Here is a 23,844-nt window from a genome sequence, read left to right as displayed (position 1 = left end):
ATAAAAACAGCAATGTATAGTCATTCTAAAAATATAAGTAACTCAAACCCTGTCATACTATTCGATGGGGTTTGTAATTTTTGTAATATCACAGTTCGTTTTGTTCTTGCATATAATCGAAAAGAAAACATACATTTCGCACCTCTTCAGTCTTTTTTTGCAAAACAATTACTTTCAAAGTACAATTTATCTTCCGATGATATCGACACAGTAGTTTTCATTGAACATGGCAAAGCATATACCAAAAGCGAAGCAGCTTTTCAAATCGCACATCATTTAATTTTCCCATGGAAAGCTCTTTACTACTTCAAACACATTCCTAAAAGAATTAGTGATTGGGCTTACAATCTGATTGCCAGAAACAGGTATTCATTCTTTGGTAAAAAGAACCAGTGTATGGTTCCAAAGCCGGAATGGAAGGAAAGATTCCATGAGTAAGGAACTTCATTCGGAAAGTGGGTAAAAGAGTTCACGAACTCCTAATAATTCATCCGTTTATTTTTTCCATTTGCCAGATGGAAGCCGCAAGATCAGACCAAATAATTATTGTGAAAGTTTAATAATGATTTTATTCATGCGTTTCTTAAAGCTTTTTTGGTAATAATACTGGTATGAAATCCAAACGGCTTTTTCCCACACCAGGGTGTGGGAAAATAAGAATCTTTAGGGACATAAAAATGAACTTGTTGTGCTTAAGCGTTTCTGATTGATCAAGAGTCTTTTCTCTAATCAACAATCATACTAGTACTGGTATAAGGTATCTAAAAACAACAAGCCAGAATCCATATGAATTCCGGCTTGCAATATCATTTGTTTTGAATTAATCTCCAAAAGCAATACCAACGCCTTTTGCAGTTGCAACAAGGTTCGATTTTGGATCAACCAGGTTTTGCTGGCCAATTGCCTCAGGAAGAGGAACGGCAACAACCTCCGGGTGATGGTAAGCAACCATATGACCAAACTTACCTTCCAATACCATTTCGAATGCCTTAACACCAAATTGTGTTGCCAATACACGGTCATATGCTACCGGGATGCCTCCGCGCTGTAGGTGACCAAGAACAGTAGTGCGAATGTCAGCTTCGATACCTGCTTTTTTCAGTTCAACAGCCAAACGATCGGCAGCACCACTTAACTTCAAGTTAGGGTTACCTACTTCGGTGCTTTCTTCGGCAAGAGCATTACCACCTTTAGGCATGGCACCTTCGGCAATTACAATAATACCAAAACCTTTACCTTTCAAGAAACGAGTATCCAATTTCTCTTTTACTTTTTTGATGTCGTAAGGAATTTCAGGAATCAAACAAGCTTCCGCACCACCAGCAATAGCCGCACTTAATGCAATCCATCCCGCATCACGTCCCATAGCTTCCAAAATAAAAACACGGTTGTGAGATGCTGCTGTTGTCTTTAACTTATCAACAGCTTCGGTACAAATTTGAACAGCAGTTTGGTAACCGAAAGTAAAATCGGTAGCTGAAAGGTCATTATCGATTGTTTTTGGTACACCAATAATATTTAAACCTTTTTCGTACAGGGCTTGTGAAATTTTCTGAGAACCATCACCACCAATACTAATAACAGCATCGATTCCTAAGTATTGTAGTTTACGAATCATTTCATCAGAACGGTCAGCTGCTCCCCAAGAACCATCTTTGTTTTTAACTGGCCAAGCAAAAGGACCACCTTTTGTGGTTGTTCCAATTATTGTACCGCCTTGGTAATGGATACCTTTTACCGCAGCATCATCTAATATTTTAATTTCAGTCGGTTCTTTTAAAATTCCGTCGAACGACTGAATACTACCTACAACTTCCCAATCTTTTTCTTGAGCTGCACGTTTCACAACCGCGCGAATCACAGCATTTAAACCAGGGCAATCACCACCTCCGGTTGCAACTAATACTCTTTTCATAATTGTCAATTTAATATATTTCAATCAATTTGCTTGGCTAGCGGGGCTAAAATAAAAATATTTTTCCAAACCGAAACAAACAATTTCACTGTCAGTGAATTGCAATCGATTTCGAGCTTGTTTTTTATAATGAATTTGAATTATTACTTTTAAAATGTACAATTCTAATATTTAGTATAAGTGAGGTGCTTTAATTAGCATTAAACCAAAATAATCACTTGAGATTGAGCTTAAAGAATCTGTTTGCAATTTAGAATAATTAGCAAGGATAAAAAAGAAAAATTAAACCAGAGGTCATGAAAATTTTATTTTTTAAATGAGATATCACAAAGCTAAAGATTGATGTGATTGTGAATGCTGCAAACCAAAGATTATTAAGTTGAATTCGACTAAAAAAATTGTCACAGTTTACACTGATTTTGAGTAGAAATATTCTCAAATTACCGAAGGAATATCTTGATATTGTGAGGGGATTTGAGGGTTAAGCCAAAAGAGCTTAAATGCTTTGAAAAGTAATCTTCACCCAATCGTTACTTTAAATTTTTTTTATATCCCGATATTCTTTCAGATTTTTTAAAGCCAATCTTAAATAAAGCTGACTTTCAGTGTCGAATATTTTTAATCGAACTCAGGCTAAGGAGGAGGAGATGGAGCGATTTACAAAGCAGCACGTTCTGAGTAGTTTGGAGAGTGCAGAAAGCTTAATGCTTGCCCAACAGGAGATGCAAAAATTAACAAGGCTTACAATTTATAATGTAAACCTGTAATACATTTAGTCGGATCTGTTTGGAGTTGTGGAAAATGCAATAAAGATCAAAGTGCAAAGCTTCGCTGTAAGAAGAGTATAAAACTAGCAGAAAAATCTATACGACGGAGTGTTGCTTTCCCAAATATTAACACAGGTGTTTATTTTACCCTAAGCAAGAGGTGGCCGAAATAGCCATTTAAACAGGTTCGGAAGCAGTTGAATAAATGCAAGTATTTTAAGGAGTTAATATACTGTGTTTTTGATAATGAAAATCCGGAACAGTAATAGCAAGTTCTTTAAATTGATTCCTCTACAATTTCGTCGAATCTCCAACGCTTATATTTCCCCCAGTTTAGCATTTTGGTGTATCCCTTTTCTTCTAAAAATACAATTACATTCTGGGTTTTAATGGTTAAATCACAATACAGAATTAAGGATTTATCCTTTGGAATTATTTTGTGCCATTTTTCTATTTCGTGATGCGGAAAATTTTTGGCATTGGGGATATGTCCCATTAAATAATATTCAGCTTCCCTTACATCTAAAATCCAGATATCATCAGCTTCTTTTTGTGAGAGCTTCAATAAAACACCAGGGCTTAAATATTTTTTCAACTCTTGACCTTCAGAGGAGGTATATCCATAATAATTTGGCACATGAAGAAAATACCAATAAATCCCAAAGACAACTGCAATAATTGATATGATCAATAAAAATAAATTCATATAGAAATAAATAAACCAAAAAATAAGCTCTTCTTGCTTGATTTGCAATATAAAAATCTCCGTGCAGGAGATTTTTATATTGGTAAAAAAATCATCGCTTCATTGTTGCAATAAAAGTATCTTCATCAAGGAAGAAGTCCAGAGCATCGTTAATAGATGGTAAGATAACATCAACATGATCGATAATATCTTTATGAATTCCTTCGCCTTGTAAAGTTGCAACAGAAACTACAGATTGAACAAATAACCCAATATCAATGCGTGCATTTCCAATGGCTGCAACATTACGACTACCTAGCGAGAGAAGAACATCTTCTTTTTCGCGCGAATTATTTGCTTCGTAGTATGCAATGCCACTTGATAAAGCCAAGTCTCTTGCATTTCCACGCTGATCTGATGAAATCATTACTACGTTAACGCCCAACATCTGTAAACGGTGAATTCTCTCAACAACACCGGGAACCATTTCGCCTTTAACGGTTAGTGTTCCATTCGAATCTAACACTAAGGTATCAATTGTAATTGTTCCAACACCAGGAACCGAATAATTTAAACTCATAGTTTATATGTTTTAATTTAATCACAAAATAGTGGTTTTTAAATAATAGAAATAGGTTTAAAAACACACTATTATTTTTCAATCAAACAATCGGATGAAACGAGCATGATTAAACCTATACGCTAGTGATTATTTTGATCTTGCGGTTTCCATCTTACATATGGAATAAAATCATAAACAGATGAAATTTTATTTAAAATCTATACCTAATTCCTATTGAGAAGTTCTCTTTAAACTGAACTTTCGAGCCTGTATCATCGTCAGAAATCAAGTGAGTTGAAAACTTGGATGACAAATATTGATTGATTGGCATTGTAAGACTCATTTCCCAATCAACATCTATATTCTTAGGCTTTTCAGTGTAATTTGAATATAGTGCAAGCTTGTTTGTTATTACCAAATCTTCCCAAAACGTTACTTTATGCGATAAATTAACGTACGAACCAATCTCTTTTTTTACCTTTTTACCCTTATCAACACCATAGGCTGTTTGATCGATTAAAGTTGTATCACTAACTATGGTGTATTTTGCAGACAAAGGAGAAAGAAGAATGGAAAAATTCTTGGGCTTGTAGTCCATACCAATGGATGCGATTATATATGCCGGAGCAAAAAAGTCTGACTTTAGCACTCTTGGTTCGTTACCAGGATAGGAGTATCCTTTCACCATCTGAGTTTTCAAATCAAATTCTGCCGAGTAGTACCATTTTTTTACTGCTCTTTGTCCATATTTGGTGTTCAATTCAATTCTATCTTCATTCTTTCTAAAGCCATTATCGCCGGATTTTAACAAACCATACTTTACTTTTAGGCTGTTATCCCAGGTATGGTTTCCTTTTTTATAATTAGCAAATACATCAAGGGTAGATGTAGTTGCCATAGAACTCTGGCCACCTCTCGACCAACTTTCACTAACATGACCTTGATTAAAAGCTACACCAATTGTTGCTCCTAATTTCCATGTTCGAGAATATCGTTTGTATTTGGCAAGTTTGGCAAGTTTATACTGGTCTGCACGTTCTTTTCTCTTTAGAAGTATTCTTGTTCCTCTAACTTTAGATTTTTGTACTGATTGTTGATATACATCATCATCTACCAGAATTCGTACCGATTGGTCGGAAGTATTTTGTATCCAAATTCCAATAGAATCTTTCTTGTTTTTCTTCAACCAAAATCGTTTGTAGTCCTGCTTTCCATTGTTGATCCAAAACTTTATAGAATCATCCATATAATTTCGCACACCCATAAATACAGAATCACGGCTAATTTCTCTTATCCACTGATGAACCGGATCGTGTTCAACGTAATTATACAATTCATTTAAAGCTTCAGTTTTCCATGTATCATCACTATCTATTTCTTTAAGTACTGGTAAATCTGGCTGGTAGCTTAATGCCTTCTCAAGCTCTATTTGTTTTTTTAACTCGCGCAAAGCTTCTTCTGTTTTTCTTTTCTCAATATAATCTTTAAGATAGAAAACCATATTTCTAATACTATCGTTTCCTACATATTGCAAAAGTGTATTAACCGCGTTTCGAACAGAGTCGGTCTGATGCTTTTTGGTTGGAGCATAATTAATTGCAAGTTCTCGCACAATAAATTTAAAACCAACATTCTCGATATGATGCAAAGGATCTGTTATCGATTTTAAGACAGAATCGTGCGTAAAATGCTTTAATGAATCGACAACATTATGCTTTAATTTGTAAATTGATTCCTCAAATCTTATGGTATCCGGGAGCAAGGAATCCTTCTGTAAATTTTGTTGAGATAAAATGATGACAGGCTGAAATACAATCAGCAATACAAAGAATAGTCGAATCATTGGTTGTAGCTCTGTTCAGATTAATAATAAATCGGCTTTTGGAACTTGTACTTGACGAATATGATATCATTTTATCACACAAGATCCTTGCAAAAATGTCAAATTTATTTCGTTCTTAAAAGTATTTGTGTGTGCAATCTGCATAAAAAAAGATCGAAATGGTCTTTATTTCAAAAGCTGCTACATTCAAACGTTTGCAGATTTTGAATGCTTAATTTTTGTTTTCATTCAAAAAGTTTTACTTTTGCCAAAGTAGAAAATCAGAAATCATGGAAATTAAGTATCAACTTCCAAAGCTGACTCATAAAGTCTACCTAAATATAAAAAATAGAGACGAATTTCACTTCTAATCCGCCTCAGGACGTTTCTGTCCTAACTTTCAAAATACATATTTAATAACGAATTATCTGCCGAATATCACTTCTGGTCAATTCTACAGTTAAATCTGTATTTTATTTTTTCGACTTGCTCACAACAACTCTCTAATTATAATTGAATGATTTAATTCACACTCAACTGTAATTAAATACCGTAAATTCTGAGTAAGTTGAATATAGTAACGCACAATAAATTAAACATTTAAACAAAAAATATCATGGAAATTCCATTTGCAGAATCATACAAAATTAAGATGGTAGAAACCATCAAAAGAAGTACTCGTGAAGAAAGAGAACAATGGCTAAAAGAAGCTAATTACAATTTATTTAACCTTAAAAGTGATAATGTTTTTATTGATTTGCTAACCGATTCGGGAACAGGTGCAATGAGTGATAAGCAGTGGTCGGCAATGATGTTAGGTGATGAGAGTTACGCCGGTGCCCGTTCATACTATAACATGAAGGCTGCATTGAAAAACATTCTTGGCTTCGATTATTTCTTGCCAACTCACCAGGGGCGAGCAGCGGAAAATGTATTGTTTTCAGTTTTGGTAAAAGATGGTGATGTTGTTCCTGGAAACTCACACTTTGATACAACAAAAGGCCATATAGAATTTAGAAAAGCTAAAGCAATAGATTGTACAATAGACGAAGCTTTCGATACTGAAATCGACCACCCATTTAAAGGCAATCTTGACTTGGTAAAACTAGAATCTGTTCTTTCTACTTATCCTAAAGAGCAAGTTCCTATGATTATTGTTACGGTTACTTGTAACACTTCAGGTGGTCAGCCAGTTTCTATGGCAAATATTAAAGCGGTAAGAGAATTGGCAGACAAGTATGATATTCCTGTGTGTTTCGACTCTGCGCGTTTTGCTGAAAATGCTTACTTCATTAAAACTCGTGAAGAAGGATACGCTGACAAAACAATCAAGGAAATCGTTCTTGAAATGTACTCATACGCAGATATGGCAACAATGAGTTCTAAGAAAGATGCAATTGTAAATATGGGTGGTTTCATCGGTATGAAAAGCCAAGAACTTTGGAAGAAAGCGTCTACTTATAACATTATGTTCGAAGGATATGTAACCTACGGTGGTATGTCGGGTCGTGATATGAATGCTCTGGCTCAAGGTTTGGATGAAGGTACTGAATTTGACTATCTGGAAACGCGTATCAAGCAAGTAGAGTATCTTGGAAAAAAATTAGATGAGTATGGAATTCCATTTCAGAAGCCAGTTGGAGGCCATGCTATTTTTGTTGATGCTAAGAAAATTTTATCACACATTCCAAAAGAAGAGTATCAAGCACAAACATTAGGTTGTGAATTGTACTTAGAAGCTGGTATACGTGGTGTTGAAATTGGAGCGATCTTAGCAGATAGAGATCCTGAAACAAGAGAAAATCGTTACCCTGACTTGGAATTGTTGCGTTTGGCTATTCCTAGAAGAACCTATACAAATAACCATATGGATGTTATTGCCGCAGCTCTTAAGAACGTTTACGATCGCAGACATGAGATCAAACACGGTTTTAAGATTGTTGACGAAGCTCCAATTATGAGACATTTTACTGTGCAGTTAGAGAAAATTAAATAGCGCAAAATAAAAGTATAAATAAGGTATATTTCTTTAAAGCTCCCTTTTGGGAGCTTTTTTATTCGAATCTGGGTTAGTGTACTAGAGGTGATTAACTTAATTAAAACAGTAAATATTTGATTTTCGAGAAGTTGTTGTCACATTAATCGGACTCAGCTTTAATAAAGAAACCAATCGTTAATATTTTTTGGAATTATAAAATTCCTTAATTTTGGAAAAGGTCAATATATAAAACCAAACAGGAATAAAATCCAGTTTAAATAAAGAAACAAACTCTAACCTAAATTAACAAGCTATGACTACAATTGATCTTACAGTTACACTGCAATTAAACGAGGAAGATTATTTTAAAGTTGGTGATCACATTTTTACAAAAAGTGATAAAATAAAGTCTATTGAAGACAGGTTGCATTTTTGTGGTGCTTCTGCCATAAAGATTTTTAAGGAGTATGAGAACCGCTTAACTTTGGAAATCATGGATAATTGGTCGAGATTGAATAAAATTCTAAACGAGAATTCATGCTGTGCGGTATGGGATAATCGTAAGATTATTCAGGAATTGGTCGAGAATAGAGACCACCCTGTGTCTTGGTATGCTGAAAATTGCAGAATCTGTTAAGGAAGGCCAACAAAATCAACTGAGAAAAAGAGGATGTTCGTAAAATAATTTTCGAACACCTTCTTTTTTCTTGTTTAGCTGGTTTCATACATTTATAAAATGGCATAATAAACCGCTACAAAGTGCGATAAGCTGCCTCCGAATACAAACAAGTGCCAAATTAAATGATTATAAGCCAAATTCGTCCACACATAAAATATCACCCCAAGTGTGTAAAAAGCACCACCAATTAGTATCCATTGCAAACTTAAGGAAGGCAGTACGATACTAAAAGCATTAAAATTAAAAACGAGGATATATCCCATAAAAAGATACATGAGCAGGGAAATCCATTTGTATTTGCCCAATAAGAAAAGGTTGTAAATGATACCAAATGCAACCAATAACCATAAAATAAACAGATACACTTTTCCAAGCACATTATTCAGGTAAATCACCAAAAATGGTGTATAAGTTCCGGCAATCATTACAAAAATGCTTATGTGATCTATCTTGCGGAACCAAATGCGCTTTGGGTGATCAATCATATAATGATACAAGCATGACGATGTGTAAAGAAGTAAAAAGCCTAAAAGAAAAATTGAAACAGCTAATACTTCTTTCCAGGATTGTGTTTCACATGTAAGGGATAATAGCCAAATACCAGCAGGAATAATAAATACAACTCCAGCCAGATGCGTTATCCAATTCCAAAGCTCATGCCGGGATTCTTGATCTGCAAAAAACCTTTTTCTGTTTTCTTTAATTTTACTTGTGATGAGCAGCATGTATTTCATCTGTATATATTTTTTTCATTTGTCAGAAGGAAGCTGCAAGATCAAAATAATCATTAACGTGTGTATTTAAGCATGCTTTTTTCACCTTTCACATTTTTAAGTTTGAAAAACCAAATTTCCGAAAAAGCTATGACTGCACAAAATTAATATTCGAAGGGAATACTGGTATTAAATCCCTTTTCATAAATTAAAACATCTTATTTTTACGCAAAGCAAAATCTATTATTGCAAGGAAAGAGCATGATTAAACTAATCATTACCCTGTATGTTTAATAATTATTTTGATCTTGCAGCTTCCTTCTGACAAATGAAAAAAATTATAAACAGATGAAACGAGCCATGAGAAAAGTTCTCACACACGAGGATGACAAAATTGGCGAGTTCCATCTGGCTATTGAAAACAAATTTTAGACACATGAAAAAATACTTCTTCTTATTTCTGCTTGCAGCAGTATTTTGGTCTTGCGCCGAAATGCAAGCAGTTTTAGACCACTACAATTTGGAACAAAACAAGCCATTAAGCACCACCGAGGTATCTAATGGGCTAAAAGAAGCCTTGAAAGTAGGAAGTGTGAATGCAGCCCATATTTTATCGGTGAAAGATGGATTTTACAAAGATGAGTTGGTTAAAATTTTATTGCCGTCAGAAGCTCATAAAATACTAAAGAACATTAGTTTGATTCCAGGAGGAAAGGAACTGGTTGAGAAAGTAGAAATCAGGCTGAATAGAGCTGCTGAAGATGCGGTAAAAGAAGCTGCCCCTATTTTTGCATCAGCCATTACAGAAATGACCATTGCCGATGCTTTTGGTATTTTAAAGGGAAATGATGATGCAGCGACGCAATACCTTAAAAATAAAACTTCAGACAAATTAAAAGATCTGTTTATGCCAAAGGTAAAGGCTTCACTTGATAAAAAATTGATAGCGAATATTTCTGCCAATGAATCGTGGAGTTTACTTACAAGCAATTATAATAAGATAGCTGTTAGTTTTGCAGGACAACTTGCCAATCTTGAACTTGTAAACACAAAATTGGACAATTACGTTACCCAAAAAGCACTCGATGCATTATTTTTAAAAGTAGCGGAAGAAGAAAAACAAATCAGGAAAGATCCGCTGAAAAGGGTTAGCAATATCTTGAAAAGGGTGTTTGCAGAGTTGGACAAGTGAAAGTGAACAGTTATTAAAAATAAAACAATCATAATTAAAATAATTATTAAATACATACTAATGATTATTTTGATCTTGCAGCTTCCTTCTGACAAATGAAAAAAATTAAAAACAGATGAAATTAAGGACAATACGCTTAGTGCTCGAAAAATTAGAAATGGAGTAAGTCGAAGCCTTTAAGCTTATCGATCGGATGCGAAAACCAATAAATACCAAGCTTGGATTCCATACGCACTGGAAGATGGCAAGTACTTTATAAAGAATAGAATTGCAAAACAATTTGATGAATCGGGAACATGGTTTCAATTTGCAATTGCACTGCACGATTCAAAGGAAATGATTAGTGATGTAGTTGTTCATTTTATTCAAGATGACGATCAGTAGGTAGAATTCGGATGTACTCTCAAAAAAGAACATCACAGTAAAGGCTTTGCGACTGAGGCCTTATCGGAGGTCATTAAACATTTGTTTGATCATTTTAAAAAGCATAGAATAACTGCACCTATTGATCTAAGGAATACTGCCTCGTTAAAGCTAATGGTGGCATTAGGCTTTAGAAAGGAAGCTCACTTTAGGGAGAGTATTCTAATTAATGGGCAATGGGTGGATGATGTTATTTATGCCATTTTAAGTAGCGAATGGAAGGCTAAAATGCAATGAAATCAGCAAATTAAAAGTTTTTTGTTTTAAGTATACATTTTTTACCTACCTTTGGCTCGATATCAAGTCATAGGTGGATTAATAATCGACTCTTTTAATTTCAATATTATTCTTTACTATTCATTCCAATCCCGGAATTAAATTAACAGGAGTATGCGGGAGTTATTAAGAACTAAGGCTTTATTCAAATTATTATTATAACTTAATTACAATGGAAGGAACAGTAAAATTCTTTAACGAAAGCAAAGGTTTTGGTTTTATTAAACCAGCTAATCAAGGTGATGATGTTTTTGTACACGTATCAGGACTTGTTGACGAAATCAGAGAAAACGACAAAGTTGAATACGAAGTTGAAAACGGAAGAAAAGGTTTAAATGCAGTAAATGTAAGAGTGATTGAATAATCGCTACACCTTTATAAGAGACAGAAAAAGCACCTGGAATGGGTGCTTTTTTATTGACTAGAATTGTCGTTATGTAATTTGATTTACTTTCTGTCCTGTAAATTTCTAATCGTACGGCTTGTTACTTTTTTAAAGTAACATTTATGGCGTTCAGACCTTTTGGGCCTCTTTCGGTGTCGAACTCAACTTTGTTGTTTTCTTTAATGGTATCAATCAATCCGTTTATGTGAACAAAAATACTCTCTTTGGTTTCAAGATCCTTAATAAATCCGTAGCCCTTACTTTCATTAAAGAAACTAACAATTCCTTGTCTTTTTCCTTCTTCCTCGGCAAACTCGCCACTATTTCTGGCTCCCAACACAATGTCTTCGGCTTTAATCTCTTCCTTTTTCTTTTCAGGATCTGGAGGAGTGGATGTAATGTTTCCAAATTCGTCAACATACGCAATCATATCATCCAAACTACTTTTTCCTCCCGCCTCTTTACGAGCTTCTTTACGAGCTTCTTTTTCTTTTCTCTTCTGAAGTTTTCTTTTCTCTTTTTCCTTTTTGTTATACGTCTCTTGCGATCTTCCCATAAAATTTTAACGATACATTTAATGATAAAAAAACCTTAATGAATCGATTCAGATAATAATATTGTCTACTTGCTCAACACAAAAAGGTGCTGCAAGATAAACATTTATTTGCAGTACTTTGTTATTTTATGTCATAGATTTTACCAAAAGGTGCAAAAATGCAATGAACGATTTATCTTATTTATTGTTAGAATTAAAATGTTTTAATTATTTTAAGCTGATTTTTTAACCAAACTCTAATAAATTATGCAAGAACAAGAAGGAAGAGAAGCTAAATCCATAGAATTCACGGCTGAATCGGTTATCTATTTAAACGAAACAAGAAAATGGACCATCTTTTTATCAATTTTGGGATTTATTTTTTTGGGTTTATTGGTAGTGGCATCCTTATTTATGTCTACCATTTACAACTTAATTGTTCCTGGCGAAATGCCATTTCCAGGAATGGGTGCTGGTGTAGGTATTTTTTATCTGTTAATGGGGCTTTTATATTTTTTCCCAATTTACTATTTGTATAAGTTTTCCACTTATTCGAAAAAAGCCATTTACAATGAAGACAAGGATCAACTTAGTTTGGCATTTAGGTATTTAAAATCACACTACAAGTTTATTGGTGTTTTTACAATTGTAATGTTGTCAATTTATATATTGATATTTTTAGTTGCCCTTGTTGTAGGAGGATTTGCCGGAATCATGTAGTATTTTAAGATTTAAGCATACCATTTACACCTTCTCTGATGATTTTTAGAGAAGGTTTTTGTGGCCTCTTTTACTCACTTTTGTTCAATTCCCCGGCTTTTTGGTAGCTGCTCTTTGCGAAGAGAAGTCCTATCAAATTTGATCTTTACCGAAAAATCGATTTGTTATTCAATTCTGCCATTTTCCCATTGGTTTTGTACATCAGGTATATTAAGAATGGGAAAAAGAATAGCAATGCCCAACTGATTTGTACCATTAGAATAAAATCGTAGATGCCATGAATCAGAAATGGAACAAAGAAAGCCATGATTAGAAGTGGAAGCTTCCGGTTTTTTGAAAATTTAGCCAACCCTAAATAATAACCCATCATGATGCCAAACATGGCATGTGCAGACACAGCTGTGAAAGCTCTTGCAATTCCTGTGCCCATTCCGTTTGAAAATACATACATGATATTTTCAACCAAAGCAAAGCCAAGAGATACAAAAACGGCATACACAATGCCATCGAATTGTTCGTTAAAGTTTGGATTCTTCCACACCAAAATATATACAGCCAGCAGTTTAAAAGCTTCTTCGCAAAGAGCAGCTACCAAAAAGGCGTTGCCAAATACATTCGCAATTTTACTAAAAATAATATGTGGGAGCAAAGATGAGACAGCTTGTTCGGCAATTATTATAGGAATGGTAATGATGATACCAGCCAAAATTACTTTTGCAAGAAGCGAAATAGGTTCTTTTTCATATTTATCGCGATAGTATACATAGAATAATAGCTATTGGTGCAACGGATACAAGTAGAAGATTCATGTTTTGCTTGTTTCGGGATTATTTTAACAAATTTAGGAAAAGGCTATAGTGAATCAAAGTGAAAGAATGTTATTTGTTGGGGATAAAAAAAATGTGAAAGAATGTTAAATAAATCTGTATTAATGATCAAATTGATTTACTTTGGACTGGAGTTATAAAGAAAATAGATACAACTCGGAAGTTAAGTTGATTATTTAAATCTAAAGTATGAGAATTAAAATTTTACTATTCGTATTCATTTTAAATGTTTTTGGTTTTGCAGTGCAGGCACAGACCGATACAAAAATTGGCTATGCCAATGTTGAGTTTATAGTTAGTAAAATGCCTGAAGTTAATACCATAGAAACTGAGTTGGAAGCTGCTAATGCAGAGTTGAAAACTCAATTGGATGGCATGTTGGGCGAGTACCAGAGAAAGGTTCAAGCCTATGAGCAAAGTGTTGATGGCATGTTAGAAGCTGTTCGTAAAGAAAAAGAGATTGAACTTACTCAATTGCAACAAAGAATACAGAAATTTCAAGCAGATGCGCAAAACTCTTTACAGCAAAAACAAGCTGAATTAATGAATCCTTTATTTGTAAAAATCAAAACTGCGATTCAAGAGTTGGCTAAGGAGGAAGGATTTAATCTAATTTTAAATGGCCAGTTAGGTGGTGCAGAAATTGTTTTGTTCTCGGATGATCAGACTGATGTTTCTGATAAGGTTCTTAAGAAATTGGGAGTATATTAATTCCCTTACATTATAATAAAGCCGATTTCTGCGGAATCGGCTTTATTATTTGTTATTTGGTTTGGGCTTATCGCAACTCTGCTCCCAATTGTTTTTCGTAGCTCTTAATCAACTTCTGCATGATCTTTTCAATTTGTTTGTCGTTCAAAGTTTTTTCGGTGTCCTGAAGAATGAAGCTTACTGCGTATGATTTTTTATTGGAACCGAGTTTTTCCCCTTCGAAAACATCGAACAAAGAAACTGACTTCAATAGCTTTTTCTCGCAGTTGAAAGCGATTGTTTTGATATCAGCGAATGTTACTTTCTTATCAATCAGTAAAGCAAGATCGCGTTTCACAGCAGGATGCTTAGGCAACTCAGTGTACGATACTTTGTTTTTCATTGCTTGTTTAATTAGAGTCGCCCAATCGAAATCAGCATAGTAAACCTGAGTTTCAATATCCATTGTTTTAAGGATTTTTCCATTAACCATACCCATTTCAACCAATATGGTTTTTCTTAAACCATAGGTCAACCCTTCGGTAAACTGGTCGTTTTCGGTTTCTCTAATTCTTAATCTCTCATTATCGAAACCGAAACGTCTTAATATATTTTCTACGTAAGCTTTCATGTGAAAGAAGCTTGTTGGCTCTTCTTTTAGGTTCCAGTTTGTAGCAGTTTTGTTACCGCACATGAAAACACCCAAACGTTCATGCTCGAAATAGTTGTCAACTGGATTTTCGTTTTCCGGATTTACAATGTGTTGATATGATTTACCAAACTCGTAAAATTTTAAATCAGAGTTTCTGCGGTTGATATTGTAAGCCACACACTCTAAACCACCAAACAACAAGCCTTGACGCATTGCATTTAAATCAGAACTTAGGGGATTGAAAATGCTAACCGTGTTCTCTTGCTTAAAGCTTTCCAATCCTTCGTAGTATGAAGTTTTAGTTAGTGAGTTGTTAATGATTTCGTTGAAACCAGCAGCTGTCAACATGTCGGCAATGGTATTTCTTAGTTTGTGCTCATCAATTTTAGGAGCATAACTCAAGGAAGCGTTCACTTTAGCAGGAATCTCAACATTGTTGAAACCATAAATACGCAATACTTCTTCAACGATATCAGCTTCGCGCTTTACATCAACTCTGTAAGGTGGAACCAATAAGTTTAAGGAATCACCATCTTCCTTCTCGATTTTGATTTCAAGAGCTTTCAAGATATTTTTGATGGTTTCTTTTCCAATTTCCTTACCAATTAGGTTTTCAATTCGCTCAATGCTTACTTCTACCTTAAAATCTTCAGTCGGATTTGGATAAATATCCACAACTTCAGATGCAATTTCGCCACCAGCAACTTCTTTGATTAAAAGAGCCGCACGTTTCATTGCATACACGGTGTTGTTCGGGTCAGTTCCACGCTCAAAACGAAAAGATGCATCGGTATTTAAACCATGACGACGAGCTGTTTTGCGAACATATACAGAATCGAAATATGCACTTTCCAAGAAAATATCGGTGGTTGATTCGCTTACGCCTGATTTAATCCCACCAAATATACCTGCAATACACATTGGCGCTTCGTTGTTGCAGATCATCAAATCTTTCCCGTTCAATTCTCTCTCAACTTCGTCTAATGTTTTGAATAAAGTTCCAGCAGCAAGAGTTTTTACAACTACTTTACCATTTGTTTTTGCATAATCGAATGCGTGCAATGGCTGGCCGGTTTCAAATAGCACATAGTTGGTAATGTCAACCACATTGCTAATCGGGCTTAAGCCAATTGCTTTTAAACGATTTTGCAGCCACTCTGGTGATTCTGCAACTTTTACACCGCTAATACAAACTCCCGAGTAACGGTGGCAAGCTTCATGATTTTCTATTTTTACATCAATTGGGAGATTGGTATTTTCAATCTTAAAATCTTCAACTGAAGGAATATTATAATCAATCTCTTTCTGTTGTTTTAGGTATGCAGCCATATCGCGAGCCACACCAATATGTGAAGCTCCATCAATACGGTTTGGAGTCAAATCAATCTCAATGGTTAAATCATCTTCAATATCAAAGAACTCCTTAGCAAGAGTACCTACTTTTGCATCCTCCGGAAGAACCATTATGCCATCATGAGCATTTCCAAGCCCTATTTCGTTCTCAGCGCAAATCATACCCATCGAAAGTTCACCCCTGATCTTTGATTTCTTAATGGTAAAGCTATCATCGCCATCGTACAAAACAGTTCCAACTGTAGCAACTACCACTTTTTGTCCCGCAGCAACATTAGGTGCTCCACAAACAATAGGTAAAAGTTCACCGCTGTTAATATCAACGCTTGTAATGCTCAAATGGTCTGAGTTGGTATGTGGCTCGCAAGTTTTTACTTCACCGATAACCAATCCTTCTAATCCTCCTTTAATTGACTGGAACTTCTCTATTCCGCCAACTTCCAAACCAATTTGAGTTAGAATCTCATCCATTTCTGCTGATGAAAAATCAATATCGATATAATCTTTCAGCCATTTGTACGATACCTTCATTTGTGTATATATTTTATCAGATAATTATCAAATTATACTTGTAAACAGATGCAGCTTGTCTTCTGTTTACAAGCTTACAAAAGTAGAAATTATTGGCTCAAGTACCAAAGAACATCTAAGGAGAAAGAGGTTAAGTTTTTGAGGTTTTTAACACTGTGTTGCAAGATTATTGTAATTCCGGTATAGGTGTTTTTAAAGTACGATTATTTTTCTAGAGTCTTTGCGTTAAAATTAAATGAATTAAAGAGGTACATTCTATTAAAGATTATTGCTTAAGCTTGAGGTTAAATTTAATATTGCTAATTGCCCCAAATTCGGATATATTTGTACAATTATCAAAAATGAGATATGAGCGATAAACCAATTATACTTGTTACAAACGATGATGGAATAAATGCCAAAGGAATTAAGGCTTTGGTGGCAATGGTTAAGGACTTTGGTGATATTTACGTGGTTGCACCAAACCGCTCGAATTCAGGAAAATCAAACTCCATAACTGTAGAAGTTCCTATTCGCATAAAAAAGGTTCGTGATGAGGAAAATCTACACATTTATTCATGCAAAGGGACTCCGGTTGATTGTGTAAAACTGGCTTTAAACAAAATTCTACCGCGCACACCAGACTTTTTGGTTTCGGGCATTAATCATGGGGCAAATATATCGGTTAGTGTTCTTTATTCAGGAACTATGGGTGCAACAATAGAAGGTTGTCTGAATGGAATTCCTTCTATCGGATATTCCTTGAATGACTTTAGTGCTGATGCCGATTTTTCAAGTAGTATAAAGTATGGGCGTAAGGTTTTTGCGAATCTAATCGAGAAAGGTTTAGCAAGAAGTGTATGCTTAAATGTAAATTTCCCTAAAGGTGATATTAAAGGCATCCGTGTTTGCCGTCAGGCTAGTGGTCGCTGGAAAGAAGAATTTGATCATCGACAAGATCCATTTGGAGGGGATTATTATTGGTTGACAGGCTATTTTAAAAATGCCGAACCAAATGCCAAAGAAACAGATGAATGGGCAATTAATAATGGTTTTGCTACTCTTGTTCCCACTAAAATTGACATGACTGCACATCATTTGTTGGAAGATTTAAAAACTTGGGATTATGAAGTTGAAGATTAATCTAATCCCTGTTGGTGCTGTTTTAGGAATTATCGTTCCCTTATTTTCCATTTTATTGGCTTATGCGGTAAAATTTCAATCAGAATTAACGATAAAGGAATTTGTGGATAGTTTGTTGATTCACAGAATTTATACGAAAGTGGTAGCTTTAGGGGTATACTTCGGAAACATTGTTTTATTTTTTCTTTTTGTTAAGCTGGACTACTTAAAGGCGGCACGAGGAGTGTTGTTGGCAACAATTCTGTATACATTTGCCATAGTCGTTTTCCGTTTTGGAATGTAAATTTAGAGATGAGAACTTAGATGTGAAATGATAGGAAATCCTTTCAGCTAAATCTCAAATCCCAAATCTCAAAGAGAATGAAATACTATATCATAGCTGGTGAAGCATCAGGCGATCTTCATGCATCAAACTTAATGAAAGAACTTAAGGTGGAAGATTGGCAAGCCGATTTTCGATTCTGGGGAGGTGATTTAATGCAAGTCCAGGGAGGGGAAATGGTAAAGCACTATCGCGAAACAGCTTTTATGGGATTTATTACTGTACTAAAGAACTTGAGAAAGATTAGAGCCAATTTTGCCTTGTGCCGGAAAGATCTTCTCGATTATGAGCCAGATGTTTTGATTTTGGTTGATTATCCTGGATTCAATTTACGCATGGCAAAGTTTGCCAAAGAACATGGAATTCGCGTTCATTACTATATTTCTCCGAAAATCTGGGCTTGGAAAGAGGGCAGAGTGAAGAAAATTAAGGCCTATGTGGATCGTATGTTCACCATTTTTCCTTTCGAAACAGACTTCTACAAAAAGCACAATTATGAGGTGAGTTTTGGAGGAAATCCATTGTTGGATGCCATAGCGAATAGACCCAACAAAGGAGAGTCCTTTACTGATTTTACTTCAAAAAACAATCTTTCCGATAAACCAATTGTTGCCTTGTTGGCAGGGAGCCGAAAACAGGAGATAGAACGAATACTTCCGGTAATGCTAGGTGTTGTTAAAGATTTTCCTGATCATCAGTTTGTGGTTGCAGCTGCTCCATCTGTCACCGAGGATTTTTATGCACAGGTCGTTGGTAACAGGAATGTGAAATTTGTTTATGGGCAAACCTATGACTTGTTGCAACAGTCAAAAGCTGCATTGGTAACATCGGGAACAGCTACATTAGAGACTGCACTTTTAAAAATTCCACAGCTTGTTTGTTACATTACCGGAGGAGGAAGAATTCTTTTTGCCATTGGCAAACGACTGCTGAAAGTAAAATATATCTCGCTGGTTAATTTGGTGATGGATGAGCTAATTGTGAAAGAATTGATTCAACACCATTGCAATAAAAAAAGTATATCTCAAGAGTTGAAGCAGATTGTGGAAGAGGAAAACTACAGAACACAAATGCTTTACAATTACCAGTTGCTTGACGAAAAGTTAGGTGGAGCAGGAGCTTCAGCCCGATTTGCTAAAATGATTGTGCAAGATTTGAGGGCTCAGTAAAATTACTTTGATATTATTTCCCCTGTTGCATTCTGGTTGTTTACCTTCACATAGTTTACCGAAACTTCGGGAGTACCTTTGCAATAGATGTTACCCGAATTATAAATGGTAACATATAAAGACTGCTCACACCACACATGGGCATCTCCAATTCCATTTTGTCCAATTCGTACTTTTTGACATTGCAAATCTGAAGCAAGGATATTTGTGATCCCATTCATGGTGTAATTGGCAACATTACAATTGCCTGAAAAGTGAAAGCCTCCACTAACACTGCCATGTGAGTGAAATTTTAAGGATTCAAAGTTCAATTTGAGGCTTAACTCTACCAGTTCAGCTTTGGAGGTTACATCTATATGTAAATTATCGCCTTCGAGCACATTTACAGAATTGATCTCGGCAGGGGCATTAATGGTGATGGTATTCAAATTGCTGGAATGCACTTCGGCAATGATTAATTCAAAATTTCTTAGTTTGTTCTTGTAGTTATGATTCAGAGACACGCTTCCATTCTCATAACTTAGTTCGCAACCATTAATTTTGTTCTCTCTACCTTTTAGTATCAAGTAATCAGAATCATCTTTAACCAGAACAATCTTAAAATTATTGTTATTTCTAACATTCAGGATCTCGCCTGGTTCAAAAACTTTTTTGGTGTATTCTCCTTCTGCTTCAAATGGATTTAAAGCATCACAGGAAAGTAAGCATGAGCAAAAAAGTACAAATATTGACCGATTAATCATTTTTCTTCTTTTTAAATCTGTAACCAATTCCCCATTCAATAAAATCAGCCTTACCCAGATGGGCTTTTAAACTTAGATTTGCAACAATCGTTTTACTTAAATTGTACCTTAAACCAAGTCTGGTGTATAAGGGTTTTTCAGGTTTGGTTTTATACCATGTATAAATACCTATATGAGTAATGATACTAATTCTTTGAATCACCAGATCATGAGATAATATTATTGCTTGACTGAATCGATCTTTAAATTTTGTTTCAGGAGCAAAATTCCAATCTCCTCTATTTGAGGCTTCATCATAAAACAAATCTACTCCGCACCCAAGCCTTTGTTTTGCATTAATTCCAAAAGAATAGTTTGTTGACAAACTACTGGCAAAGTAGTTGTTGTCATCAATTTCCGAAGCTTGTTTTAATCCGCCACTCCAAATCATGGTAAGCTCATTATTTAATTTTGAATTTAAAACTGTGATGTTTTTGTTGAACTCTTTGGACTTAAAATGATATTTAAGTCCCATGTTTGTTGTAAGGAGGTTTAACCCTTTGTTGGGGACATGAACAGAGCCATTTGAAAGGTGCTGGAAACCAACACCTATAACTGCTGATAATCTTTTTGATAAATTGTATGATCCGCTAAGAAGAAGTTTAAAAAAGGCATTAAATTTTGAGCCAATAGCAACATTTGCATAATTCTCTGATGGATGAAAATGTTTTTTATTGTATGCTAATCCGAATCCTGTTTGTAAGTGCAAATCTCCTTTTCGAAAATCTTTTAGGTTAAAAATGATAAAAGGGAACAAGGCACTTGTTTTCCCAAAAACCTCCTTATTGCCAAGACTTCCATGGTAAAAACCCAAACCGATTTCTGGTTGATTGTATAATTTCGACCAATATCTGTTTGTGGAAGGCAGCAAGCCAAAATTTAGTTCTACCGCTCTAACTTGATCATTCACGAGGAAGCTTATTGATTTATGATGAGGTAAAACCACTCCATAATGATACCTTATTGTAAATGTAAAAGTATCTATTGATTTATTTTTCTGAGCAAAAGAACTATTGAATACAATAAGTAAGAGGATAAGTAGTAGCCAATTTTTCATCCTCAAATTTATGTAAGTTAAATGAATTGGCAAACAAATTTCTTCTACGAAAATAATTTTGCAAATTTGCGGGAGTACAGATTTATAATTCACACTTTATGCTAGCACTTCTCACTAAGGAGTTCCGATCGTTTTTCAGTTCTCTTACAGGTTATCTGATTTTATCTGTTTTTTTAATTGTCACAGGTTTGTTTGTTTGGGTATTTCCAGGTTCCAATAACCCTCTGGATTCAGGTTATGCGAACTTGGATGTTTTGTTCGAAATGTCTCCCTGGATCTACCTTTTTCTGATTCCGGCAGTTTGTATGAGATTTTTTGCCGATGAAAAGAAACAGGGAACCATTGAGTTGCTTTACACTCGCCCGATCAAAGAAATGGAAATTGTATTGGCAAAATACTTTGCAGCTCTTTTGGTGATTGTAGTTTCCTTGGGTTTTTGTTTGGTTTATTATTTTTCAGTATACTATTTGGGAAGTCCAGTGGGCAGTATCGACTCAGGTGCTTTTTGGGGATCATTTATTGGGTTGTTCTTACTTGGAGCTACGTATGTAGCCATTGGTGTTTTTTCCAGCTCCGTTGCCGATAATCAAATTGTAGCTTTCCTTTTGGCAGTGTTGCTATGTTTTCTATTCTATATTGGGTTTGATTACTTGGCTGAATTAAGCGTGTTCCAAAATATGCAGTCGGACATTTATAATATGGGAATTCAGGAACATTACAAATCAATTTCCCGTGGAGTTGTTGATTCAAGAGATCTGGTTTATTTCACAGGAGTAATTGTAGCTTTTTTGTTGATTACAATAACAGTTTTAAAAAGTAGAAAATGGTAAGATTAAAGGCTATGATGAAGAATAGAAGAGAAAAGGACATCCTCAATTTATTTATCTCGCTGCTTGCACTAGGATTCATTGCCCTGGTATTTCAATTGTATTTTTTTCGAATAGATTTTACAGCAGAAAAAAGATATACCCTTTCTGAGAATACAAAGCAATTAATAAGCTCTTTGGATAAGGATTTATACTTTGAAATATACTTGGCTGGTGATTTGCCACATGGTTTTAAAAAATTACAGAAGGCAAGTATCGAAATGCTTGATGAATTGGAAGCTTACTCTAATGTGAATCTCAATTATGCATTAATTAATACAAGCGATATTTCAAATCCAAAGCAAAGGAATGAAATGTACGAACAGTTAGCGATTCGAGGTTTAAAACCAACCAGCTTGCAAGAAAGAACAACTGATGGGAGTTTAAAACAAAAGATCATTGTTCCAGGAATTATTGTGCATGATAGAGAACGTGAAATATCTGTTCATTTGTTGAAGAATGTTGCTGGTTTATCTGCCGAAGAGAATTTGAATCATTCCATAGAAACCATAGAGTTTGAATTAACAAAAGCGGTACGACTGTTGCAAAATAAGCAACCTAAGAATATTGCATTTTTAACAGGTCATGGAGAATTAAATGAATATGAGGTAGCTGACTTTACTGCCTCTTTGCTTCAGAAATATGAAGTCGATCGTATTTCAGCCAGTAAGCTTTTAAATACCGACAAAAAATATACTGTCTTAATCATAGCTCAGCCTAGAAATGAATTTTCCAGAATGGATAAATATCAGATCGATCAGTATATGATGAAAGGTGGGCGGGTACTTTGGTTGGTAGATGAGGTTATGGCAAGCATGGATAGTTTGCAGGTGAAAGAAAGTACAGTAGCATTCTACAAACCACTAAATATAGAAGATCAACTATTTACCTATGGAGTTCGGATCAATCCTGATTTGGTAATGGATATTCAAGGACAATTAATTCCTGTTCAGACAGCTTTGCCTGGTGAAAAACCAAAGTTTACTCCTGCTCCATGGTATTATTCACCTTTGCTAAATGCTCCTGATGATCATCCGATTACAAGAAAACTGAATGTTGTTAAAGCTGAGTTTGCCAATTCGATTGATTGGGTGGGGGAAAATAGCGAGGTAAAAAGAACCACTCTTCTTGCAAGTTCGGATTATACGCGCTTAGAAAAAGTACCAAGTATTGTTAGTTTGGAAATCGTAAATCAAAAACCAAAGCCAGAAAACTTTGCAGTAGGCAGAAAGAAAATTGCTGTTTTGCTTGAAGGGAAGTTTAACTCAGCATTTCAGAATAGAGCTTGGAAGGGAATTGATCGGAAATCCTTTAAAGCAGAAAGTGCTCCAACTAAGATGATTGTTATTTCTGATGGGGATATCATTAAAAATAGAGTTCGTGGGGTTGGAAAAAACCGTCAGATTGAAACTTTAGGATACGATAGATACTCAAGAAAAACATATGGCAATAGTAGTTTTCTATTGAATTGTGTTGATTATTTGTGCGACAATGAAGGGTGGATGGAGTTAAGAGCCCGGGAAATTAAGCTTAGAATGCTTGATAAGTCCAAAATTCGATCATATAGAGTTTTCTGGCAGGTCGTGAATGTGGCTATGCCCTTGCTATTATTATTGATATTAGGATTGTTAGGTTATTTTGTGCGCAAAAGGAATTTTACAAGATAATTGCTTTTAGAAGTAGATTCCTGTTTTTTTCATTTATTCATACTTATACTGTAATAATTATTTGTAATATTCTCGTTTCAAATAAAATTCAGATTTTATTTAGTAAAGCAACTAATCTTTTTTCGCTATGGAATATCAACAATCCTTAATAAAT

23 protein-coding genes and 1 pseudogene are annotated in these 23,844 nt (G+C 34.9%); 14 read left to right on the top strand and 10 right to left on the bottom strand.

What is annotated here, in order from left to right; all coding sequences use genetic code 11:
- Positions 1–12 precede the first annotated feature (12 nt).
- Positions 13–438: a thiol-disulfide oxidoreductase DCC family protein gene (locus ACO05S_RS04010; RefSeq protein ID WP_421920252.1), complete on the top strand. Its 426-nt coding sequence runs from the start codon at positions 13–15 to the stop codon at positions 436–438.
- A 382-nt stretch (positions 439–820) separates the two neighbouring features.
- On the opposite strand, the gene ACO05S_RS04005 is transcribed toward ACO05S_RS04010, so the two are convergent.
- Positions 821–1,915, bottom strand: coding sequence for a 6-phosphofructokinase (locus tag ACO05S_RS04005; protein ID WP_421920251.1), 1,095 nt, complete (start codon positions 1,913–1,915; stop codon positions 821–823).
- 766 nt (positions 1,916–2,681) lie between these two features.
- On the opposite strand from ACO05S_RS04005, the gene ACO05S_RS04000 reads away from it, so the two are divergent.
- Positions 2,682–2,855, top strand: coding sequence for a macro domain-containing protein (locus ACO05S_RS04000; protein ID WP_421921275.1), 174 nt, complete (start codon positions 2,682–2,684; stop codon positions 2,853–2,855).
- A gap of 104 nt (positions 2,856–2,959) precedes the next feature.
- On the opposite strand, the gene ACO05S_RS03995 is transcribed toward ACO05S_RS04000, so the two are convergent.
- The 3 genes from ACO05S_RS03995 to ACO05S_RS03985 form a co-directional block, all read right to left on the bottom strand.
- The gene (locus ACO05S_RS03995; RefSeq protein ID WP_421920250.1) at positions 2,960–3,388 is read right to left on the bottom strand and encodes a rhodanese-like domain-containing protein; all 429 of its coding nucleotides are present in this window, start codon (positions 3,386–3,388) and stop codon (positions 2,960–2,962) included.
- Between the two features lie 91 nt (positions 3,389–3,479).
- Positions 3,480–3,947 carry a hypothetical protein gene (locus ACO05S_RS03990; RefSeq protein ID WP_421920249.1) on the bottom strand — a complete coding sequence of 156 codons (468 nt, stop codon included), beginning with the start codon at positions 3,945–3,947 and terminating at the stop codon, positions 3,480–3,482.
- Between the two features lie 193 nt (positions 3,948–4,140).
- Entirely contained in the window at positions 4,141–5,772 is a 1,632-nt protein-coding gene (locus ACO05S_RS03985; protein ID WP_421920248.1) for a DUF3078 domain-containing protein, read from the bottom strand.
- 595 nt (positions 5,773–6,367) lie between these two features.
- Between ACO05S_RS03985 and ACO05S_RS03980 the strand changes: the two genes are divergently transcribed.
- A complete protein-coding gene (locus ACO05S_RS03980; RefSeq protein WP_421920247.1) occupies positions 6,368–7,747 on the top strand; it encodes a tryptophanase in 1,380 nt (459 codons plus the stop codon).
- Positions 7,748–8,042: 295 nt separating this feature from the next.
- Positions 8,043–8,366, top strand: a complete 324-nt coding sequence (locus ACO05S_RS03975) for a hypothetical protein (protein WP_421920246.1) — start codon at positions 8,043–8,045, stop codon at positions 8,364–8,366.
- 92 nt (positions 8,367–8,458) lie between these two features.
- Here the strand turns inward: ACO05S_RS03975 and trhA are convergent, their stop codons facing one another.
- The gene (gene trhA / locus ACO05S_RS03970) at positions 8,459–9,142 is read right to left on the bottom strand and encodes a PAQR family membrane homeostasis protein TrhA (protein WP_421920245.1); all 684 of its coding nucleotides are present in this window, start codon (positions 9,140–9,142) and stop codon (positions 8,459–8,461) included.
- 415 nt (positions 9,143–9,557) lie between these two features.
- Here trhA and ACO05S_RS03965 point away from each other — a divergent pair, with 415 nt between their 5' ends.
- From ACO05S_RS03965 to ACO05S_RS03955, 3 genes and pseudogenes are all read left to right on the top strand, one after another.
- A complete protein-coding gene (locus tag ACO05S_RS03965; protein ID WP_421920244.1) occupies positions 9,558–10,313 on the top strand; it encodes a DUF4197 domain-containing protein in 756 nt (251 codons plus the stop codon).
- Positions 10,314–10,709: 396 nt separating this feature from the next.
- Positions 10,710–10,973: pseudogene (locus ACO05S_RS03960) on the top strand (GNAT family N-acetyltransferase); the annotation flags it as partial.
- A gap of 211 nt (positions 10,974–11,184) precedes the next feature.
- On the top strand, positions 11,185–11,376 hold the full coding sequence (locus ACO05S_RS03955) for a cold-shock protein (RefSeq protein ID WP_421920243.1): 192 nt from the start codon (positions 11,185–11,187) through the stop codon (positions 11,374–11,376).
- 121 nt (positions 11,377–11,497) lie between these two features.
- On the opposite strand, the gene ACO05S_RS03950 is transcribed toward ACO05S_RS03955, so the two are convergent.
- Positions 11,498–11,953 carry a cold-shock protein gene (locus ACO05S_RS03950; protein WP_421920242.1) on the bottom strand — a complete coding sequence of 152 codons (456 nt, stop codon included), beginning with the start codon at positions 11,951–11,953 and terminating at the stop codon, positions 11,498–11,500.
- Between the two features lie 246 nt (positions 11,954–12,199).
- On the opposite strand from ACO05S_RS03950, the gene ACO05S_RS03945 reads away from it, so the two are divergent.
- Positions 12,200–12,652, top strand: coding sequence for a DUF5362 family protein (locus ACO05S_RS03945; RefSeq protein ID WP_421920241.1), 453 nt, complete (start codon positions 12,200–12,202; stop codon positions 12,650–12,652).
- Between the two features lie 145 nt (positions 12,653–12,797).
- Here the strand turns inward: ACO05S_RS03945 and ACO05S_RS03940 are convergent, their stop codons facing one another.
- Entirely contained in the window at positions 12,798–13,382 is a 585-nt protein-coding gene (locus ACO05S_RS03940; protein WP_421921274.1) for a PrsW family glutamic-type intramembrane protease, read from the bottom strand.
- Between the two features lie 286 nt (positions 13,383–13,668).
- On the opposite strand from ACO05S_RS03940, the gene ACO05S_RS03935 reads away from it, so the two are divergent.
- A complete protein-coding gene (locus tag ACO05S_RS03935) occupies positions 13,669–14,190 on the top strand; it encodes an OmpH family outer membrane protein (protein ID WP_421920240.1) in 522 nt (173 codons plus the stop codon).
- A 67-nt stretch (positions 14,191–14,257) separates the two neighbouring features.
- Here ACO05S_RS03935 and pheT read toward each other — a convergent pair whose 3' ends face one another.
- Positions 14,258–16,705 carry a phenylalanine--tRNA ligase subunit beta gene (pheT, locus tag ACO05S_RS03930; RefSeq protein WP_421920239.1) on the bottom strand — a complete coding sequence of 816 codons (2,448 nt, stop codon included), beginning with the start codon at positions 16,703–16,705 and terminating at the stop codon, positions 14,258–14,260.
- A gap of 348 nt (positions 16,706–17,053) precedes the next feature.
- Here pheT and surE point away from each other — a divergent pair, with 348 nt between their 5' ends.
- From surE to lpxB, 3 genes are all read left to right on the top strand, one after another.
- Positions 17,054–17,827, top strand: coding sequence for a 5'/3'-nucleotidase SurE (gene surE, locus ACO05S_RS03925; protein ID WP_421920238.1), 774 nt, complete (start codon positions 17,054–17,056; stop codon positions 17,825–17,827).
- Positions 17,811–18,110: a hypothetical protein gene (locus ACO05S_RS03920; protein WP_421920237.1), complete on the top strand. Its 300-nt coding sequence runs from the start codon at positions 17,811–17,813 to the stop codon at positions 18,108–18,110. The genes surE and ACO05S_RS03920 overlap by 17 nt, the downstream gene beginning before the upstream one ends.
- 77 nt (positions 18,111–18,187) lie before the next feature.
- Positions 18,188–19,318 carry a lipid-A-disaccharide synthase gene (gene lpxB / locus ACO05S_RS03915; protein WP_421920236.1) on the top strand — a complete coding sequence of 377 codons (1,131 nt, stop codon included), beginning with the start codon at positions 18,188–18,190 and terminating at the stop codon, positions 19,316–19,318.
- A 2-nt stretch (positions 19,319–19,320) separates the two neighbouring features.
- Here lpxB and ACO05S_RS03910 read toward each other — a convergent pair whose 3' ends face one another.
- Complete coding sequence (locus tag ACO05S_RS03910; RefSeq protein WP_421920235.1) at positions 19,321–20,061, bottom strand: GIN domain-containing protein; 741 nt, start codon at positions 20,059–20,061, stop codon at positions 19,321–19,323.
- Positions 20,054–21,010 (bottom strand): acyloxyacyl hydrolase, encoded by a 957-nt coding sequence (locus ACO05S_RS03905; protein ID WP_421920234.1) that lies wholly within the window; start codon positions 21,008–21,010, stop codon positions 20,054–20,056. Before ACO05S_RS03905 ends, ACO05S_RS03910 begins: the two co-directional genes overlap by 8 nt.
- A 245-nt stretch (positions 21,011–21,255) precedes the next feature.
- On the opposite strand from ACO05S_RS03905, the gene gldF reads away from it, so the two are divergent.
- Together gldF and gldG are read left to right on the top strand one after the other, a co-directional pair.
- A complete protein-coding gene (gene gldF, locus ACO05S_RS03900) occupies positions 21,256–21,987 on the top strand; it encodes a gliding motility-associated ABC transporter permease subunit GldF (protein WP_421920233.1) in 732 nt (243 codons plus the stop codon).
- Positions 21,981–23,690 (top strand): gliding motility-associated ABC transporter substrate-binding protein GldG, encoded by a 1,710-nt coding sequence (gldG, locus tag ACO05S_RS03895; RefSeq protein WP_421920232.1) that lies wholly within the window; start codon positions 21,981–21,983, stop codon positions 23,688–23,690. The genes gldF and gldG overlap by 7 nt, the downstream gene beginning before the upstream one ends.
- Positions 23,691–23,844 lie beyond the last annotated feature (154 nt).

The sequence above is a fragment of the Marinifilum sp. genome, from assembly GCF_965230805.1.
In the GTDB taxonomy this organism is placed as follows: domain Bacteria; phylum Bacteroidota; class Bacteroidia; order Bacteroidales; family Marinifilaceae; genus Marinifilum.
Note: the sequence above shows the minus strand (reverse complement) of the source record. Positions and strands in the feature narration are given on the sequence as shown.

Coding starts and splice junctions, on each gene's coding strand:
- ACO05S_RS04010 (WP_421920252.1), top strand. CDS start 13: ATGTATAGTCATTCTAAAAATATAAGTAACTCAAACCCTGTCATACTA.
- ACO05S_RS04005 (WP_421920251.1), bottom strand. CDS start 1,915: ATGAAAAGAGTATTAGTTGCAACCGGAGGTGGTGATTGCCCTGGTTTA.
- ACO05S_RS03995 (WP_421920250.1), bottom strand. CDS start 3,388: ATGAATTTATTTTTATTGATCATATCAATTATTGCAGTTGTCTTTGGG.
- ACO05S_RS03990 (WP_421920249.1), bottom strand. CDS start 3,947: ATGAGTTTAAATTATTCGGTTCCTGGTGTTGGAACAATTACAATTGAT.
- ACO05S_RS03985 (WP_421920248.1), bottom strand. CDS start 5,772: ATGATTCGACTATTCTTTGTATTGCTGATTGTATTTCAGCCTGTCATC.
- ACO05S_RS03980 (WP_421920247.1), top strand. CDS start 6,368: ATGGAAATTCCATTTGCAGAATCATACAAAATTAAGATGGTAGAAACC.
- ACO05S_RS03975 (WP_421920246.1), top strand. CDS start 8,043: ATGACTACAATTGATCTTACAGTTACACTGCAATTAAACGAGGAAGAT.
- trhA (WP_421920245.1), bottom strand. CDS start 9,142: ATGAAATACATGCTGCTCATCACAAGTAAAATTAAAGAAAACAGAAAA.
- ACO05S_RS03965 (WP_421920244.1), top strand. CDS start 9,558: ATGAAAAAATACTTCTTCTTATTTCTGCTTGCAGCAGTATTTTGGTCT.
- ACO05S_RS03955 (WP_421920243.1), top strand. CDS start 11,185: ATGGAAGGAACAGTAAAATTCTTTAACGAAAGCAAAGGTTTTGGTTTT.
- ACO05S_RS03950 (WP_421920242.1), bottom strand. CDS start 11,953: ATGGGAAGATCGCAAGAGACGTATAACAAAAAGGAAAAAGAGAAAAGA.
- ACO05S_RS03945 (WP_421920241.1), top strand. CDS start 12,200: ATGCAAGAACAAGAAGGAAGAGAAGCTAAATCCATAGAATTCACGGCT.
- ACO05S_RS03935 (WP_421920240.1), top strand. CDS start 13,669: ATGAGAATTAAAATTTTACTATTCGTATTCATTTTAAATGTTTTTGGT.
- pheT (WP_421920239.1), bottom strand. CDS start 16,705: ATGAAGGTATCGTACAAATGGCTGAAAGATTATATCGATATTGATTTT.
- surE (WP_421920238.1), top strand. CDS start 17,054: ATGAGCGATAAACCAATTATACTTGTTACAAACGATGATGGAATAAAT.
- ACO05S_RS03920 (WP_421920237.1), top strand. CDS start 17,811: ATGAAGTTGAAGATTAATCTAATCCCTGTTGGTGCTGTTTTAGGAATT.
- lpxB (WP_421920236.1), top strand. CDS start 18,188: ATGAAATACTATATCATAGCTGGTGAAGCATCAGGCGATCTTCATGCA.
- ACO05S_RS03910 (WP_421920235.1), bottom strand. CDS start 20,061: ATGATTAATCGGTCAATATTTGTACTTTTTTGCTCATGCTTACTTTCC.
- gldF (WP_421920233.1), top strand. CDS start 21,256: ATGCTAGCACTTCTCACTAAGGAGTTCCGATCGTTTTTCAGTTCTCTT.
- gldG (WP_421920232.1), top strand. CDS start 21,981: ATGGTAAGATTAAAGGCTATGATGAAGAATAGAAGAGAAAAGGACATC.